This window comes from Bifidobacterium canis, assembly GCF_009727065.1.
GTDB lineage: Bacteria > Actinomycetota > Actinomycetes > Actinomycetales > Bifidobacteriaceae > Bifidobacterium > Bifidobacterium canis.
Genome location: NZ_WNLP01000001.1, coordinates 257,198 through 272,302, shown reverse-complemented (window position 1 = coordinate 272,302; position 15,105 = coordinate 257,198). Strand labels below are relative to the sequence as shown.

Sequence of the window (15,105 nt, the reverse complement as noted above, 5' to 3'; positions counted from 1 at the left end):
TTTTCTCAGCGCGCGAAGCCGGAAGCGCGTACCGCTTCGAAACCGCCCTTGAGGTCGTCGATGATGTCATCGATGTATTCGGTGCCGATCGACAGGCGAATCGTGCCTTCGTGAATACCTTGGTCTTCCAGTTCCTCCGGCGTCTCCTGCGAATGCGTCGTCGATGCCGGGTGAATCACCAGGCTCTTGGCGTCAGCCACGTTGGCGAGCAATGAGAACAGGTGGAGATTGTCGATGAACACACGTGCCGCGTCTTTGCCTCCCTTGATGTCGAAGGTGAAGATGGATCCCGCACCGTGCGGGAAGTATTTGACGTAGAGCTCGTGGTCGGGGCGTCCTTCGAGCGACGGGTGCGAGATCGATTCGACTTCGGGCACGGTCTTCAAATAGTCGATCACCTTCAGCGCATTCTCCACGTGCCGTTCGACGCGCAGCGACAACGTTTCAGTGCCCTGCAGCAGCAGGAAGGCGGAGAATGGCGAGAGTGTGGCGCCAGTGTCGCGCAGCAGGATGGCGCGGATGCGGGTCACGAACGCGGCCGGGCCAAGAGCTTCGTAGAAGTTCAGTCCGTGATACGAGGGGTCGGCCTCGGTGAGTGTCGGGAACTTGCCGGGGATCTCGTCCCACTTGAACTTGCCGCCCTCGACGATCACACCGCCGAGCGTGGTGCCGTGGCCGCCGATGAACTTGGTGGCGGATTCCACAACGACGTCGGCGCCGTGTTCGAGTGGACGGAACAGATATGGCGTGGCGAAGGTGTTGTCGACGATCACCGGCAGATGGTGGCGATGCGCGATTTCGGTGATCGCATCGAAGTCGGGAAGATCGGCGTTCGGGTTGCCGAATGTTTCGAAGTAGACGAGTTTCGTATTCTCTTGGATCGCATCTTCGAACGCCTGCGGATCGTTGGCGGGCACGAACGTGGTGGTGATGCCGTCGCGAGGAAGCGTGTGGCGCAGCAGGTTGAAGGTGCCACCGTAGATGTTCTTGGCGGCGACGATGTGGTCACCTGACTGCGTGATGTTGCGCACCGCGTATTCTACGGCTGCCGCGCCGGAGGCGACGGCGAGTCCGGCAGTGCCTCCTTCGAGCGCCGCGATGCGGTCTTCGAACACTCCCTGCGTCGTGTTGGTCAGACGTCCATAGATGTTGCCCGGGTCGGCGAGTCCGAAGCGCGCCTCGGCGTGGTCGAAGTTGTGGAACACGTAGCTGGTGGTCTGGTAAATCGGCACGGCGCGTGCGTCGCTGGCCGGATCCGCGTTTTCCTGCCCGACGTGCAGCTGCAGTGTTTCGAAATGGTATGGCTTGTGAGTGTGTTCGTTGCTCATCTGTGGTTCCTTCGTTTTGGTGTGGTGTGAACTTGGTAAGCACCATAAGGAGCCTTGGCAAGCAAATGCAAGCGCAGCGTTATCGCGCTTTCTTATACCCTCTTATCAACTGGCGCGACGACGGTTGTTAATGAGTGGATTACTGCACGGATTTTTCGCGCGATGTGTCAATAAACGACACGCCCAGCTGATTTTCGTGCGGTGATATCGAGATGGCAGCCCATATTCAGTCACCCGGCATTGCTCTTTGGCTTCACATGCGCCTATTGTGGGGAAAATCAACGCCTCTGCGTTTTAAGGAGAAAATATGCCTGAAGTACTCTACGACCGCAATCGAGAATACATTCCACGCATTGCCGCCGTGCATGACATGTGCGGCTACGGCAAATGTTCGCTGACCGCGGCCATTCCGATTCTGTCTGCCGCCGGCTGCGACGTGTGCCCCGTTCCTACCGCGCTGTTTTCCGCTCACACTCGCTACAAGGTGTTCACGATGGAAGACACGACCGACATGCTGAGCGGCTACCTTGACGCATGGCAGCAGGAGAACGTCGCCCTCGACGGCGTGTATTCCGGTTTCCTGGGTTCCCCCGATCAGGTGGCGATTATTCAGCGCCTGTACCGCGAATACCCGAATTCGCTGCGTTTCGTCGACCCGGTGATGGGTGACGGCGGCCAGATGTATGCCACCTACACGGCGGAACTGTGCGAGGCGATGGGCGCGCTCGTCGATGGCGCGGATCTGTTGATGCCGAATCTGACCGAAGCCTCCATTTTGACTGGGACCGAATACCCGGGGCAAGATATTTCGAACGATCAGGTGAAGGATTTCGTCAACGCACTGTTTGACATGGGTGCGAAGAACGTTGTGATCAAGGGCATCGACCACAATGACGGTCGCATTCGCAATTTTGTGGCGAACGCTCAGGATGGTGCGGATCAGATGATCGAATGCGTGCATGAGAAGCTGCCGTACATGTGCCATGGCACCGGTGACGCGTTCGCCTCTGCGATGATCGGCGGCGTGATGGCCGGACTCGATTTGGCGGCTGCGGCACGTTTGGCTGGCGAATTCGTGCATAATGCGATGATTCAAACGAAGTTCCAGCCCAACTATGAAGAGCGTGGCGTCAGCTTCGAATTGAGTCTGGGAGACTTGACCGCTCTCGTCGACTGACAATACTCACACTGTTTGTGTAGTGGGTCGGTGCATGCGCCGACCCATTTTTTGTTGCCTGCAAATCTGTGGATAAACGCTTGAGTTTCCACATTTTTCGTAACCACCCCTCACTTATCCACATTCTTGGGTTTCCTCGTTGCGAGAGCCGCCTCGACCTGCTGGACTGTGAGCATGGATACACAGAATTTGAATCAGACCGGCATACATGCCGATGAATTGGGCACGTTGGGGGTCGAGGCGTGCAAGGCGAGGCTACTCGCCGATCATCTTGACTCGCACGAACTGGGGCGTCTCGGTGAACAGATATGCCATGCATGGCTGATCGAACGGCATTGGCATGTGCTTGATCGCAATTGGCATTGCAGGTTCGGAGAGCTCGATATCATCGCTCTCACCCCGCATGGCACGATTGCGTTCATTGAAGTCAAAACGCGCCGTTCCACGCTATATGGTCTGCCTGAAGAAGCCGTACATGCTTCGAAGCAAGTGAAGATACGACGTTCCGCAGTTCAGTGGCTCATGAGTGCGGGCAAAGGCATCCGCCATATCGGTGTTCGCTTTGACGTCATCGCCGTCACCGTAGACAAGGCCGATGTTCGCATTCACCACATTCCGGAGGCGTTCTGATGGCATTGGGTGGCGCGTTGTCTGTAGGACTTGTGGGATTGAAGGCGTTCATCATCCAATTGCAGGCGTTCATCAGCCCCGGTTTGCCGTTCTTCTCGATCATCGGATTGCCCGATGCCTCACTGAGTGAGGCTCGCGAGCGGGTGAAATCGGCATGCACGGCGAGCGGCGTGTCTTGGCCGGCCACTCGTGTCACCGTGAACATGTCGCCGGCTTCGATGCCGAAGCGTGGTTCGTCGCACGATCTGGCCATTGCCGCCAGCGTGCTCAGCGCTGCAGGCGTCATAGGCCCTCGTGCGCTTGAAAATACCGTGGTGTTGGGAGAACTCAATCTCGATGGCACGGTTCTGCCGATCAATGGTCTGCTGCCGATCATGCTGCATGTGAAGGAGCAGGGCATCGAAAACGTGATTGTTCCGCGTGCGAACCGCGATGAGGCTGAGCTGGTGGACGGCCTGCGAGTGTTCTGCGTCTCGCATCTGGGCGAGTTGCTGGAGATGCTTGGGGCCCATGCCACCTATGAAGTGCACGAGGTGCATGCCGACAGCCAGAAACGTGACGTTCCCGAAGCGGATCTGACTCTTCCGGGCGATATGAACGAGGTCGTGGGCCAGCGTGAGGCGAAGGAGGCATTGACGATCGCCGCTGCCGGTGGGCATCATGTGTTGATGACGGGTCCGCCGGGCATGGGCAAGACGATGCTTGCTTCCCGGTTTCCCGGAATCCTGGCACCTCTCGACCATCAGGAGCAGTTCGAGGTCGCATCGATTCGCTCGTTGTGCGGACAGCTGGGAGCATACGGCATTCGCGACACACCACCCTTCGAAGCCCCACACCACACTGCGACGGTGGCTTCGCTTGTAGGCGGTGGAGCAGGCATCGGCGAACCCGGCGCGGTGACAAGGGCGCATTGTGGCGTGCTCTTTCTCGACGAAGCTCCTGAATTCTCTCCACGAGTGCTTCAGTCGTTGCGCGAGCCTCTTGAATCCGGGTTCGTTGCTGTGTCTCGATCAAAAGGAGTGACGATTTTCCCTGCACGTTTTCAGCTCATCATGGCTGCGAACCCATGCCCATGCGGGTACGGGTTCGGCACCGGAGAGCGATGCACATGCCGCGAAAAAGATCGAATCCGTTATTTCTCCAGGCTGTCGGGTCCGATTCTCGATCGGGTTGACATGCAATTGAGCGTCAATCCCGTGTCGCACATCGGTGCGGCCGCACCTCAGGAGGGCGAATCCAGTGAGCACATTCGCAACCGCGTCATCGCTGCGAGAACAATCGCGGCACAGCGGTTCGCTTCGTTCGGCTGGGCATGCAATGCGCAGGCCTCTGGCTCATGGTTGCGTGAGCACACGCCGGCACCCGTGCTTGCTGTGGTCAATAAATCGTTGTCGACATATCAGATCAGCTTGCGTGGAGCATACCGGGTGATGAGGCTGGCGTGGACGATCTGCGATCTCGATGGAAGAGGCAGCCCCAATCTTGATGACGTGGACCGGGCGTTGAGTCTGCGCACCCAGGAAAACGCATGACTTGTATGAAAGGATTGGTTATGACCGAGCATTTTCCATCGGCGGCAGATGTCGCGCCACTCATGGAATCGTTTGATGAGCGTCTCGCCCGCATTCTGCTCACCGAGTGCATGGAATCCGCCAATGCGCTGATGACTGCACTACTCAAAGGCTTTGACGGAGCATACCCTGCATCGCAGGCGCTGCACGCGCTGTTGGCCATTGCCGTCGCCTCAAACGAAGCAGCCGAATCCCGTGCTTGGAGCGCAGCGGAACGCGTGTTCATTCTCGGCACGGCGCGCTGGGGGCGCAAAGCGCATGCCCGTGGCGTGGATGCGTTCAAGCATGCGGCGGCGCACTGGATCGAACGTCTTGAACAATTGCCGACGTTCCACCCCGATGAGCTACAAGACATCTACACCGAGCACGGCGACTATCAGGTGGTGGTTCCCGGAGATCTTTCATGGCCGATCTCCCTCAACGACCTTGAGCTGCGTTCCGATTGGGCTCCCCCACTTGCGTTGTGGTTGCAAGGAGACATTCAGGCGTTGACCGCCTGCGAACGGCCGTTGTCGGTGGTCGGTTCCCGTGGCGTCAACGATTATGGTCGCCATGTGGCACGTACTCTCGCCTGCCAAACCGCGTTGAACGGGCACACCGTCGTGTCAGGAGGCGCGATCGGAGCGGATGCTGCGGCGCATTGGGGTGCGCTGGACGCCATGGCCCAGTTGGGACCCGATGTCGCCGGTCCGACGATAGACGTGTTCGCCGGTGGGCTGAACCATTGCGGCCCGTTGTCAAACATGCGTCTTTTCGAGCAGATACGAATGCAGCATGGTGCGCTGATCTCTGAATGCGTTCCCTCAACCGTCCCGGAAGCCCGAAGGTTCCTATTGCGTAACCGGATCATCGCCGCGCTCTCATACACCGTTGTCGTGGCACAGGCGAGGCTACGCTCCGGTGCGTTGAACACTGCAGGCTGGGCCAATGAGCTGAACAGACGATTGTTCGCCGCTCCCGGAGACATCACGATGCCTTCGCACGCCGGCTGCAACAAGCTCATCGCCGATCAGGAGGCATATTTGCTGTCGAGCACGTCGAACATCGATGAGATATGCCATGAATCGCATGAACCCCGTAAGGTCGGCAAATCCGCTTTGACAACGTTTGCGTGAAAGCGTTGTGCAGGGGCGCATTTTCGTCAAGCCTTGTGCGACAATCGAACTATGAGTCCAACGAACGTCGAGGAAATGTATGATGCGGTTATCGTCGGTGCAGGTGCAGCCGGCTTGTCGGCCGCACTGGGGTTCTACCGCAGTGAAGAGGTGAAAGAACTCATCAATCAGGGTATCGAACCCAAGGTTCTTGTTGTTTCCAAACTGCAACCGTTGCGTTCCCACACCGGTTCCGCCGAAGGTGGCATCGCCGCAAGCTTGGGCAATATGGAAAGCGATGAATGGCAGTGGCATTACTACGACACCGTTAAAGGCGGTGATTGGCTTGTCGATCAGGATGCCGCCAAATTACTGGCGCAGGAAGCCCCTGCCACCGTCATAGACCTCGAACACGATGGCGTCGCATTCTCACGCACCGATGACGGCAAAATCGCGCAACGCCGTTTCGGTGGTCATACGATGCAGTTCGGTAAGGCTCCCGTCAAACGTGCGGCATATGCCGCCGATCGCATCGGGCACCAGATCCTGTTCGCGCTCTGGCAGCAGTGCGTCGCCTACGGCGTTCAATTCGCCGAGGAATGGTATGTGACCGACGTGGTGCTGAACGACGAGCGCACGACTTGCGAAGGTGTTGTGGCCTACGACATCGCATCAGGGGTCACTCGTCCCCTTGCCGCGCGCAACGTCATGCTCGCCACTGGCGGCGCTGGTCGCCTGTTCCACACGACCTCCAATTCTCATGATCTGACCGGCGATGGCATGGCGTTGGCGTTGCAGGCCGGCTTGCAGTTGGAAGACAGCGAATTCGTGCAGTTCCACCCCACGGGGTTGGCTCATACCGGCATTTTGTTGTCTGAAGCATCCCGCGCTGAAGGAGCCGTGCTGCGCAACGCCGATGGCGAAGCGTTCATGGCTCGATACGCGCCGGAGCATAAGGATCTTGCCGCCCGCGATGTGGTGTCGCGCGCGATTCGCAGTGAGATCATGGCAGGACGCGGCATCGCCGACCCAAAGGATCCTCAGGGGGCGAAGGATTGCGTGTGGCTTGACATGACGGCGATCCCCACTGAACGTATGAACACGGCGCTTCCACAGGTGGTGGAGACGATCAAGCAATACGCCGGATTGGATCCGAGCGTCGATCTAGTACCGGTCAAACCCACGGCGCACTACACGATGGGTGGCGTTCCCATCAACACGCAGGGTGAGGTCTATCGTCTCGATGAGCAAGGTGATGTCGTGCCCGTCGAGGGATTGTATGCGGCAGGTGAATGCTCGTGCGTGAGCGTGCATGGAGCCAATCGACTCGGCGGCAATTCGCTGCTCGACGCCTGCTTGTTCGGCACTCGTGCAGGACGCTCGTTGGCCGATCGTTTTGCCGATGCCCCAGTGGCTGCGGCTGAGATGGAGGGCGAGACATTCGAAACTCCTGCTGCGCTTGACAGGGCGGCTTCACGCAGGGTTTCCATCATCAACGAAGTATTGTCGCCCGCCGATTCACCTGAAGAGACCTCTGAGGAACGTTCGGAGTCCGATGACAATGCGTATACCTTGATCGCCGATCTCGGCACATTCATGGAGGCCCATGCCGCAGTCGTCACCGACGACGCGTTGCTCGGCGAGGCGATCGCGGGACTTCGCAATGAACTCGTGCCACGCTCGCAGACCCTCCATGCGCATAGCGACGCCAAAGTGTTCAATCAGGAGGTCACCGCGATTCTCGAGGCCAGACATCTGTGCGAGCTGGCGTTGGCCATGCTTGAAGCCACCCGCGCACGTCATGAGTCGCGTGGCGCGCTGTATCGCACTGATTTTCCGAAGCGAGATGACTCGGCGTATCTCAAACATTCGTTTGTGAGTTTGAACGGTGATGTGCAGTGGAAACCAGTGCAAATCACCGATATTGAGCCTGGCGCACGAGCTTACTGATTTTCGCTGTACTTACTTCGCATTCATGGTGTCGGCTCGTATGCTAGGGTCACGGAAGGCATATGGGTTACTGCAGGAAAGGCATTTATGAGTTCTCATTCATCCGTTCATGCGACGGTGACGCTGCGTGTGCACCGCTTCACTCCCCGACCGGCTCGTGAACGCAAGCATTCGTCGAGTCCATTTGGCAAACGCGCCAGCTCTCCTTTTGGTGGCAACTCGAACCGTGTTCGAGGCAAGCAGTGGGTGCAGGAGTACCGTTTGCTCGTACACCCGGAAGACACGTTGCTTGACTGCCTGTTGACCATCAAGCGCGACATTGACCCGACGTTGGCGTTCCGTTATTCCTGTGGTCATGGCATATGTGGTTCCGATGCCGTGGCTGTGAACGGCACGCCGACGTTGCTGTGCTCCGCACAAGTCGGGCAATGGGTGCAGCGCCTGCCAGACGTCGATTACCACGATGACGAAGGATTCCGCAAAACCGGCGACGTTGACGCTGATGATGACGCCAATGCACTCGAGAAAGACACCGAGCAGGCGATTGCGGAAGGCGACGATCTCGGTGTCATCGAAATCGCGGCACTGCCTGGTTTCCCTGTTAAACGAGACTTGATCGCCGATATCGACCCGATGCTCGAGCAAATACGCAAGCTCAAACCATACTTGATTCATGATGGAGCGTTGGGCACGAAAGCCGACGGCCGCATCGACGTGTTCGAATACCTGCAGAACCCTGAGCAGCTCGCCAAATATGAGTTGTTGAGCAACTGCATCGCCTGTGGCGTGTGTGAGGGCGCATGCCCTGTGTATGCGGGTGGTGAGGCGTTCGTCGGACCGGCGGCGTTGATCAATCAGGCTCGGTTCATCAATGATTCGCGAGATACGGCCACACAGGAGCGTTTGGACGCTTTGGATACCGCCGATGGCATCCAGGCATGCCAATCCGTGCGCGCATGTTCTCGTGAGTGCCCGCGCGGCATTGACGTTGGCGAAGAGATCTGGCAGCTGATCGCACAAGTGAAGGAACGGTGAAATGGACAAAACGTCGTTTGAGAACCATGCCCGCGCATGGGAGTGGATTGAGAACCGTGAGTATGCGAGTGAACCTGAACTGGTGCGTCAGGCTCGCGAATTGATGAGCGTCGGCAATGACGGCACTGTGTGCTCTGCCGAAGGCGCGATGCTGGGCATGTTCAAAACGATGGCGCACGCGTCATCGGTGATCGTCATCGGCACTGGCTCATTGGTGCAGACCGCGCAGATCGTGTGCTCGCTTGGCAACGATGATAAGCTCACCGCCGTGGATTCCACGCCTACCGGGTATGAGCAGATCAGGCAATTGTTCCGCTCCGCATCGACGATGACGCGCGCCACTTTGCGCGCGGTCAATGCCGATGCCGCACAGTTCCTCTCGCGATTGAACGGTGACGACTACGATCTGATCGTCGTATGCGGTGACGCGGCGAACTATCGCGCGGCATATGAGCAGGCTCCACGCCTGCTGCGCAATGATGGCGTGATTATTTTCACCGACATCCTCGCCATGGAGTCCCCTGACTCCAAAGGCGGGCTCACGAACCCCGCTGATCGTAGCGATAAGGCCGTGGCCATGCGGGAGCTGATCGATGCAGTGGCGGAAGACGAACGCTTCTCATCGGCGCTGTCGCAAACCGGATGGGGTTTGCTCGTCGCCACCCGCCACTGAATGGCGCTATGCGCGAATCATGCTCGTCGCCACGTCGACGGCTTCGTCGACGTCATCGGTGATCGTCATCAGATCGGGATCCAATCCTGAGATCATGCCATGTTCGCGCACTGGTCCTTCCAGCCAGTCGAACAGTCCACGCCAATACGACGAATCGAACAGCACGATGGGCATTTTCGCCACTTTCTGTGTTTGCACAAGCGTCAACGCTTCGAAAGTCTCGTCAAGCGTGCCGAAACCGCCAGGGCATACGATCACGCCAGACGAATATTTCATGAACATGGTCTTGCGCACGAAGAAGTACCGGAATGTCATGCCCAAGTTGATCCATTGGTTCAGTCCCTGCTCATGGGGCAGTTCAATGCCGAGTCCAACGGATTTGCCACCGGCTTGGGCTGCGCCTTTGTTCGCAGCCTCCATAATGCCCGGGCCTCCCCCGGTGATCACCGCGATGTCGCGTTGCGCGATTTTCTCACCCATATGCATTGCCGCTTGGTAGCTGTTGTCTTGCGGTTTCGTTCGAGCCGAGCCGAAGATGCTGACGGCTGGTCCGAGTTCTGCAAGGGAGCCGAATCCATCGACGAATTCGGCTTGTATGCGCAGCACACGCCATGGGTCGCGATGCAACCAATCGGTTTCAGAATCGGTTTGCAGGAATCGTTCCGAGGTGCTCTCCTGCGGGATCATCTTGCCACGTAGCAGAACGGGGCCTTGCGTATACGTCTTGCCCAGTGGGTTCTGCTCCATGTTCGCATGCGTGTTGTTCGTTTGCTCGCTCATAGTCCTCCATCATCAATGGGTCTACAAGCCAGATTAGTCAGCCGCTGCGAACAGGCTCAGCGGCTATGCCAAACCGCGCAATATGACAGCACGGTCACTCGTGACGATCGTCTGTGTCGTCTTTGAGCTCAGACAGTTCCTTAGCCGCATCTTCGCCCATCGTCTGCAATACGACTACCGTGCCATCCTGCAACGTCTGCACATCTTCATGGGAACGCTCATACTGGAGCTGCGAACTATCGCTCGCCTTCAATGCGGCGAATCTCTTGGACTGCCGGCTCAGCAAAACGGCTGCGACGGCAGCGGCGACCAACGAGCCGAGCAGCACGCCGAATCGGGCTTCTGCCGACAGTTCTTCATTGCTGTAAGCCAAAGAAGCGATCAGGAACGAAACGGTGAAGCCGATGCCGCAGGCGACCGATGCCGGGAACATGTCACGTACACGCAGCCCCTTCGGCATCGAGAACGGACCCAGATGCGTAGACAGCCATGCAGTGATCATGATGCCGAGCGGCTTACCTACGAACAGTGCGATGATGATCGCGATCACGACGGGAGACACGAGCAGCATTGGTGTGATCGAGTCGAAGTGCACGCCCGTGGCAAAGAACGCGAAAATAGGCAGGGCAAGCAGTGCGGAGAAAGGCTGCAGCTTCTGCGCATAGCGTTCCGCACGTGGAGAACGTTCCCCATACATTGCACGGGCAGGCGTGAGCAAACCAACAAGCACGCCCGCCAATGTTGGGTGCACACCCGCCTCATACATCATGACCCATGCGAGAATGCCGATGACGGCGACGCCGAACCAAGGCACTTTCTTGAGTCTGACCAGGAAGTACCATGCCACTGCGCACACGGCGATTCCGACGAACCAATACCATGCGTTCAACGATGAGAAGAACACGGCGATCAGAATGATTGCCAGCAGATCGTCGACAGTGGCGAGCGTCATCAGAAACGCGCGAATGGAGCCGGGAAGAGCTTTTGCGAACAATGCGAGCACAGCCAGCGAGAAGGCGATATCGGTTGCCGTTGGAATGGCCCAACCATGTGCGGTCTGGGCGAAGCTGAACGTCGAACCATTGGCGATGATCAGGCTTCCCGGGTCTCCGGCACCGAAATTCGAGAACAACGAGATCACGGTGATGAACAGTATCGGCGGCACAAGCATGCCTCCGACTGCGCACAGCATCGGAACGGCCGCAGCCTTCGGGTTGGCGAGCGAACCGGTGGTCAGCTCCTGCCTCAAATCGAGTCCCACCACGAGGAAGAATATCGTGAGCAAACCATCTTGCGCCCAGTGACCGATCCCCATGTCGATGTTCGTGCCTGGAATACCCAGATGGAAGTGCGAAAGCTCTTCAAACCAGTGGGCGGTTCCCGGAATGTTCGCCAACAGCAGACCGAGCAGTGCGAAGCCGAGCATGATCAAACCGGATATGCGGTCAGAGGCCGCCACACGCCTGATCGATGCCCATAATCCACGTTGTTTGCTGCTCATGCTTGTCCTCTACTCATTCGCACAATAACTTTTACACAATACCCAACTGTGTATTATGCCGCATTCTCCAGTCATCGCACCAGCTTTCTGTGTCGACAGGCACAACACACTCACACAATCCCCATATTCGCTGGTGGGAATATAAAACTCGTGAAAGCGCTGAATTTGCAAAACCATTTTCGTTGGAAAATAGCGGTTTATTGATTTGGCTTATATGAGCGTGATGCGGTTTCATATCCCCACCGGCGAAATAAGGTGGCGATTGAATTGGAAAAGCCCTTGAACGTATGCACATTCAAGGGCTTCTGGTGCGCGAAACAGGATTCGAACCTGCGACCTGCTGATCCGTAGTCAGCTGCTCTAATCCACTGAGCTACTCGCGCATGTTGCCTTGCATGCCAACCCATCTCCATATGGAGTGTGCTGACTGCTGGCCAAGTGCGCGAAACAGGATTCGAACCTGCGACCTGCTGATCCGTAGTCAGCTGCTCTAATCCACTGAGCTACTCGCGCAATTGCTTGCTTCAGGCAACTCGACTAACATACAACGTTTTGCAATAAGACACAAATCACGGCGTGTCGAATTATCGCATACCTCTCACGACACAGCGCGCATCGCCTGCCGGGGTTCCTCACGAATCAGTTTCGGAGATGCGCCAGACGTCACGCAATCGGCGTCAACGACCACGCCGATCACATCGGTTTCGTTGGGCAGGTCGAACATCGTGTCTTCGAGAATCGATTCGATGATCGAGCGAAGACCGCGCGCACCGACGCCACGGTCGATCGCCGTGCGCGCGATCTCTTCGATCGCATCATCGGTGAATGTGAGTTCCACCCCGTCCACAGACAGCAGTTTCTGATATTGCTTTGTCAATGCGTTCGTCGGTTTCGTCAGCACGTTCTTGAGGTCTTCCACCGAAAGCTGACGTAATGCGCATACCACCGGCAGTCTGCCGATGAACTCGGGAAGCAGTCCGAATTCTGCAAGATCGTCGGCATTGACCTGTTCCAGTAGTTTCTCAGGTTCAATGGTGTTGGTGCGCCATGAGGCGCCGAAGCCGCTTTCATGTGCGCCGAGCCTGTGTGCAATGATATCGTCAAGACCTACGAAAGCTCCTCCGCAGATGAACAGAATATCGTCGGTGTCGAGTTCGACGGTGTCGCCATCCTTGTGCTTATGCGCTCCATCCACCGGCACGTTCACCGTGGTGCCCTCGAGTATTTTGAGCAGTGCCTGCTGCACCCCCTCGCCGGAAACATCTCGGGTCATCGACGTGTTGTCGCCGCTTTTGCGTGCGATCTTGTCGATTTCGTCAATGTAGACGATGCCGTGCCGTGCACGTTCCACATCGCCATCGGCGGCCTGCACAAGTCTGGAGAGCACCATCTCCACGTCATCGCCTACGTAGCCCGCTTCTGTGATCGAGGTGGCGTCGACGATGATGAACGGCACCTGCATCGCCTTGGCGAGTGTTTGCGCCAAATACGTTTTCCCCACGCCGGTCGGCCCCAGCAACAGGATGTTCGATTTGGCTACACTCACCTCGTCAAGCGGGTTGAGGATCGCACGGGCGGAATCGGAAAGACCTGATTGTTCGGATTGCTGGCGTGTCACCAAGTCGTTGCGCTCGATCTGCGCACGTTTGAAGTGGTTGTAGACTGCGACGCTCAGTGTGCGTTTGGCCTCGTCCTGACCGATCACATACCGGTCGAGCACTTCCGCGATCTGCGAGGGTTTGGGAAGTTTCATCACTTCGAGTCGAGCGTCTTTCGCGTTCTCCTCATTGATGATCTGCACGCACAGCCCTATGCATTCGTCGCAAATGGCCACTCCTGCACCGGCGACGAGCTTATGCACCTCATGCTCGCTTTTCCCGCAGAATGTGCAGCGTTGCACGCCATCGTTGTAGCTGACGACACGTCCCATAGTATCCTCTCTCGCGCTTTCGCGCCCAATACGCAATATGGGTATGCGTTCACACGCATACCCATATTGTAGGCAATGCAGCCTATCTGCGAATGCTCACGAATGTTCGGCTGCACCATCGGTCGCGCTTATGCGCGGTGTTCGAGCACTTCGTCCACGATGCCGTAGTCCTTGGCCTCCTGAGCGGTCAGGAAGGTATCGACTTCGATGTCACGCGAAATGCGATCGCGATCCTGGCCGGTGTGTTTGGCGAGGGTGTCTTCAAGCCACTCACGCATGCGCATCATTTCCTTGGCCTGAATCTCGATGTCGGTGGCCTTGCCGAATCCCTGATCGATAGCCGGCTGGTGGATGAGCACGCGAGCATTCGGCAGCATGAGCCTCTTGCCCTTGGTGCCTGCCGCCAGAATGATGGCCGCAGCCGAAGCCGCCTGACCAAGGCACACGGTCTGCACGTCCGGCTTGATGTATTGCATCGTGTCGTAGATGGCAGTCATAGCGGTCATCGAGCCACCTGGCGAATTGATGTACATCATCACGTCACGACCCGGATCGAGACTTTCGAGCACAAGCAGCTGTGCCATGATGTCGTCAGCCGACGTGTCGTCGACCTGCACACCCATGAAGATGATGCGGTCGTCGAACAAACGCGTGTAAGGGTTCTGGGTTTTCATGCCGTACGGCGTGCGCTCGGTGAATTCCGGCACGACATAACGGTTCTGCGGCTGCATCGCGGCATCGCGCGCAGCGGCCGGCTGGAACCCTGCTATGCCGCGTGGCCCTGCGAGGCGTTCTGCCCTGGCGACGAATTTCGCTTCTTCGGATGCCATATGTGTCACTCCTTGTTGCTGTTCATCGTGTCATGCGTGGAGACGAGTTTGTCGACGAAGCCATAGTCGAGCGCCTCCTGCGCGGTGAACCAGTGGTCATATTCGTTGTCGCGGTAGATCTCTTCGACGGTGTGGCCAGTCTGCTCGGCGGTCAGCTCTCCCAACGTCTTCTTCATGTCCATGATCAACTCGGCGTTGATACGCACATCGGTGGTCGTACCGCCGATGCCGCCTGATGGCTGGTGCATGAGCACGCGTGCATGCGAGGTGAGGAAACGCTTGCCTTTGGTGCCGGAGCTCAGCAGGAACTGACCCATCGATGCGCACATGCCGATACCTACGGTTGCCACATCGGGTTCGATCAGCTGCATTGTGTCGTAGATGGCCATACCTGCGGTGATGGATCCGCCCGGCGAATTGATGTACAGCCAAATATCGCTTTTCGGGTCTTCCGCGGCGAGCATCAGCATCTGCGCGCAGATGCGATTCGCCATGTCGTCTTTGACTTCCTCACCGAGCCAGATGATGCGGTCTTTGAGCAGACGATTGAAAATGGGGTCTGCCGGGCCAGCCGGCATGTCTTCGCCCGCCATCATCGGGGACGTG

Annotated in this window: 13 protein-coding genes and 2 tRNA genes; 7 read left to right on the top strand and 8 right to left on the bottom strand. The window is 57.6% G+C overall.

Annotated elements, in window-relative coordinates; all coding sequences use genetic code 11:
* Nucleotides 1-5: 5 nt before the first annotated feature.
* Complete coding sequence (locus tag GSD1FS_RS01155; protein WP_155588017.1) at nt 6-1,328, bottom strand: O-acetylhomoserine aminocarboxypropyltransferase/cysteine synthase family protein; 1,323 nt, start codon at nt 1,326-1,328, stop codon at nt 6-8.
* A 307-nt stretch (nt 1,329-1,635) separates the two neighbouring features.
* On the opposite strand from GSD1FS_RS01155, the gene GSD1FS_RS01150 reads away from it, so the two are divergent.
* From GSD1FS_RS01150 to GSD1FS_RS01120, 7 genes are all read left to right on the top strand, one after another.
* Complete coding sequence (locus tag GSD1FS_RS01150; protein ID WP_155588016.1) at nt 1,636-2,505, top strand: pyridoxamine kinase; 870 nt, start codon at nt 1,636-1,638, stop codon at nt 2,503-2,505.
* 174 nt (nt 2,506-2,679) lie between these two features.
* A complete protein-coding gene (locus GSD1FS_RS01145) occupies nt 2,680-3,135 on the top strand; it encodes a YraN family protein (protein ID WP_155588015.1) in 456 nt (151 codons plus the stop codon).
* The gene (locus GSD1FS_RS01140) at nt 3,135-4,667 is read left to right on the top strand and encodes a YifB family Mg chelatase-like AAA ATPase (protein ID WP_155588014.1); all 1,533 of its coding nucleotides are present in this window, start codon (nt 3,135-3,137) and stop codon (nt 4,665-4,667) included. Before GSD1FS_RS01145 ends, GSD1FS_RS01140 begins: the two co-directional genes overlap by 1 nt.
* Nucleotides 4,668-4,687: 20 nt before the next feature.
* The gene (locus GSD1FS_RS01135; protein ID WP_246165677.1) at nt 4,688-5,821 is read left to right on the top strand and encodes a DNA-processing protein DprA; all 1,134 of its coding nucleotides are present in this window, start codon (nt 4,688-4,690) and stop codon (nt 5,819-5,821) included.
* A 51-nt stretch (nt 5,822-5,872) separates the two neighbouring features.
* Entirely contained in the window at nt 5,873-7,750 is a 1,878-nt protein-coding gene (locus GSD1FS_RS01130) for an FAD-binding protein (protein WP_155588012.1), read from the top strand.
* A gap of 87 nt (nt 7,751-7,837) precedes the next feature.
* On the top strand, nt 7,838-8,785 hold the full coding sequence (locus tag GSD1FS_RS01125; RefSeq protein ID WP_155588011.1) for a succinate dehydrogenase/fumarate reductase iron-sulfur subunit: 948 nt from the start codon (nt 7,838-7,840) through the stop codon (nt 8,783-8,785).
* Between the two features lies 1 nt (nt 8,786).
* Nucleotides 8,787-9,458, top strand: a complete 672-nt coding sequence (locus GSD1FS_RS01120) for an O-methyltransferase (RefSeq protein WP_155588010.1) — start codon at nt 8,787-8,789, stop codon at nt 9,456-9,458.
* Between the two features lie 6 nt (nt 9,459-9,464).
* Here GSD1FS_RS01120 and GSD1FS_RS01115 read toward each other — a convergent pair whose 3' ends face one another.
* From GSD1FS_RS01115 to GSD1FS_RS01085, 7 genes are all read right to left on the bottom strand, one after another.
* Nucleotides 9,465-10,238: an LOG family protein gene (locus tag GSD1FS_RS01115; RefSeq protein WP_155588009.1), complete on the bottom strand. Its 774-nt coding sequence runs from the start codon at nt 10,236-10,238 to the stop codon at nt 9,465-9,467.
* Nucleotides 10,239-10,332: 94 nt separating this feature from the next.
* The gene (gene nhaA, locus GSD1FS_RS01110; protein ID WP_155588008.1) at nt 10,333-11,739 is read right to left on the bottom strand and encodes a Na+/H+ antiporter NhaA; all 1,407 of its coding nucleotides are present in this window, start codon (nt 11,737-11,739) and stop codon (nt 10,333-10,335) included.
* A 306-nt stretch (nt 11,740-12,045) separates the two neighbouring features.
* Nucleotides 12,046-12,122, bottom strand: a tRNA-Arg gene (locus tag GSD1FS_RS01105).
* Between the two features lie 56 nt (nt 12,123-12,178).
* Nucleotides 12,179-12,252: transfer RNA gene (locus tag GSD1FS_RS01100), tRNA-Arg, on the bottom strand.
* Between the two features lie 85 nt (nt 12,253-12,337).
* The gene (gene clpX / locus GSD1FS_RS01095; RefSeq protein ID WP_155588007.1) at nt 12,338-13,669 is read right to left on the bottom strand and encodes an ATP-dependent Clp protease ATP-binding subunit ClpX; all 1,332 of its coding nucleotides are present in this window, start codon (nt 13,667-13,669) and stop codon (nt 12,338-12,340) included.
* Nucleotides 13,670-13,797: 128 nt separating this feature from the next.
* Nucleotides 13,798-14,499, bottom strand: coding sequence for an ATP-dependent Clp protease proteolytic subunit (locus GSD1FS_RS01090; RefSeq protein ID WP_155588006.1), 702 nt, complete (start codon nt 14,497-14,499; stop codon nt 13,798-13,800).
* Between the two features lie 5 nt (nt 14,500-14,504).
* Nucleotides 14,505-15,092 (bottom strand): ATP-dependent Clp protease proteolytic subunit, encoded by a 588-nt coding sequence (locus tag GSD1FS_RS01085; protein ID WP_155588209.1) that lies wholly within the window; start codon nt 15,090-15,092, stop codon nt 14,505-14,507.
* Nucleotides 15,093-15,105: the final 13 nt, after the last annotated feature.